Source organism: Gammaproteobacteria bacterium (genome assembly GCA_011682695.1).
Lineage (GTDB): Bacteria > Actinomycetota > Acidimicrobiia > Spongiisociales > UBA4744 > BMS3Bbin01.
Window position 1 is genome coordinate 1 of sequence record JAACED010000120.1, and the last position, 2,775, is coordinate 2,775.

The 2,775-nt window shown below is 63.0% G+C and carries 3 protein-coding genes; 1 reads left to right on the forward strand and 2 read right to left on the reverse strand.

Annotated features, from left to right (window positions below; genetic code table 11):
• Positions 1 to 220: 220 nt before the first annotated feature.
• Positions 221 to 682, reverse strand: a complete 462-nt coding sequence (locus GWP04_12645) for a PaaI family thioesterase (GenBank protein ID NIA26386.1) — start codon at positions 680 to 682, stop codon at positions 221 to 223.
• A gap of 145 nt (positions 683 to 827) precedes the next feature.
• Positions 828 to 2,108, reverse strand: coding sequence for a hypothetical protein (locus GWP04_12650; protein ID NIA26387.1), 1,281 nt, complete (start codon positions 2,106 to 2,108; stop codon positions 828 to 830).
• 346 nt (positions 2,109 to 2,454) lie between these two features.
• Between GWP04_12650 and GWP04_12655 the strand changes: the two genes are divergently transcribed.
• On the forward strand, positions 2,455 to 2,775 hold a 321-nt coding region (locus GWP04_12655; protein NIA26388.1), incomplete at its 3' end, for a 30S ribosomal protein S12.

The following is a 2,775-nucleotide window of genomic DNA, read 5'->3' on the forward strand; positions in this document are numbered from 1 at the left end:
GCGGTCGTGGTCGTCGTGCCGCTGGCACAGGCGGCGAGGACAAGTGTGAATACGACTGCCACCAGCAACAGCGGCGACAGGCCCTTACTCAGTCTCATAGGTTCCTCCGTCCAATTTGCACCGGTCCCATGATGGGCCGGGTTACACCTTCCATGCTATCGAGCTTTTGCAGAGAGGTTCCGTCCTGGCGACGCCCGGTCGGGACTATCCCCGCGAAACGTCACAAGAACGTGTCTTCGGGCATCTTCACCAGCACCGCCGATCCTTTTGCCGTTCTCTTGCCCCCTGCAAAGAAATCGGTGGTGACGACGACCTTGCGGTCCTTCACCTCGACGGCGTGTCCGACGAGGCGCACGGATCCCATCGGCGTCGGTGCGAGGAAATCGACTTCGAGGTGGGCGGTGACGAAGCGGGGAGCTTGCTCACTCCCGACCTCCGTGCCCGCGTTTCGCATGGCGTAGATCGCTGCGGATCCGGTGGAGTGGCAATCGATCAGGCTGGCGATCAGGCCGCCGTATATGTAGCCCGGGATGGCGGTGTGATAGGGCTCTGGAGTGAACTCGGTGACGGTTTCGTCACCCTCGAGCACGGTCTTGATCTGGTGGCCGGCCTCATTGAGGCTGCCGCATCCGTAGCAGTGGGCCACGTCGTCGGGGTAGGTGTCTTGGATCGCAATCTTCATGACGGAAACCATAGCGATCAGCGATCAGCTTCCCGTCACCAGTACCCAGTTCCCAGTAGGACTCCGGCCAGTTCCTCGCCCTGTGGTCTCATGTTGGGGTCGCGGTACCGAGTACCGAATACGAAATACGGCGAACGAAGCGTACTCAGGGACTCCACCAGTTGCCCCCGAGGACAAGCAGGCTGATCAACGCAACCGAGTCCTCGTAGTACCCCTCGTGGCGGTTGCGGATCGCCGCGTACAGGGCGTCGAGCCACGGTTGCTGGTCCGTGTTGACCATGGCGGCCACGGCGAGAGGACCGCCGAACAGGACGCTGAAGTCGGCGGCTTGGTCCAAGGGACTCCCGTCGAGCTCATATCCCGAATCGAGAGCCCGGGGGTCGCCGTCGGTGACGGCACTCGCCCAGTGGGAGATCTTCAGCATCCTGTTTCTCCAGAACGGATCGTCCGACGTCAGCGCATGCGCGCCGACCCACAGCGGGTAGCGCGCAGCAGTATCCCCGAAGGCTCCGTCCGCGGAGCCCATGACGTACCCCGCGGGTGCCGGTCGAGGTGACCCGTTCTGGTCTACGACCGCGAAACCCGGCATCAGCCCCGTCAGGCGCGACCATCTCGCTTCCAGGCCGGTGATCTCGGCTTTGGACGCTTCGGCCGTCTTGTCCCACAAGCTGTCGGAGGTGAAGGCCTCGAAGGCCGCGAAGTGGTCCGGCATGATGTCCGAGATGCGTACCGTTTGCTCGTTGTAGACCGCACCATCGGGGTCGACCCAGTCGCCGAGAAGCGGAAGGTGGCTGGTAGGTCCGATGGTCGACTTCTCGATCGCTCTGATGAGGACCCTCGCTTCGGTCTCGTAGTCGACGGCGCCATCGGAACCCCACTGCCGGTCGGCCAGAAGGAGAGAGTATGCGATGCTCGCGTCACCTCCGAAAACACTGCCCGACATGCCTCGATCGGGGACCGTCATGGCTTTCATGAGGTGTTCGTCGATGTCGGATGGGTGTGCCCTCGCGTAGCTCCACAGGGCATCGAATAGTTGCTGTGCCTGCGGGTCGTGGCCGCCCATCAGCGCGGTGATCACCATCGCATATCCCTGGCCTTCCGACACGGTCGCTCCTGAGCGCCGCTCACCGCCTCTGGGGTGAACCTGTTCTGAGCCGAGACCGACCAGGTAGTGCTCTTTCCAGAAGTCGTAGAAGCGGCGCGTGTCGGCATCGATGCTGGTTGCCGAAGGGGTGATGTGCGGTGTCGAGTAGTCGACGTGCTGTGGGAACGGGCGCGCCGGCGCGGCGACGGCCGGCGGCGCGACGACGGTCGTCGATGGCGGTGGGGCAGCTGTCGTTGTCGTCGTAGGGGCGGGGAGAGGGGCAGGCGCCGTACACGCGACCGTGACCGCGGCGAAGGCAACGAACAGCGTAGTCTTGAACATACGCGGCGACCCTACCAGTGGAGATATCTCGGTAGCCAGTTGCCGGACATTCCGCGAATGTGGCCACAGGCTGCGGTCCGAGCACGCGGCAGCCGACAGGATGAGTCAGCCTGTAGAGCCAAACCGTCCGGAAGCCACTATGATCCATCCACCGAAACCCGTCCGTGGTTTTGACCGTTGTGAGCTGTCTTCATATACTGCATCGCCGTGGTCTTGAACCCCTAGCCCCTCCATTCGAGGGCCCACCGATGTGACCCGCGTCGGTGATCCATGGTCCGGAGTCGGGTACATAAGGGTCGGCGATACCGAGGATTCGGGCGCCGACTTTCGCGTGTCGAGGAGCACAATGCCGACAATCCAGCAGTTGGTCCGAGAGGGCAGGAAGCCGAAACCGAAGAAGGAAAAGACGCCCGGCCTCGCCGGAGCGCCTCAGCGACGCGGTGTTTGCACTCGCGTCTACACGATCACACCGAAGAAACCGAACTCGGCGTTGCGTAAGGTCGCCCGCGTGCGGCTTACTTCGGGGATCGAGGTCACCGCATACATTCCTGGAGAGGGACACAACCTTCAGGAGCACTCGATCGTGCTCGTTCGTGGCGGCCGTGTGAAGGATCTTCCTGGGGTGCGTTACAAGGTCATTCGCGGCACTCTGGATGCGTCCGGTGTG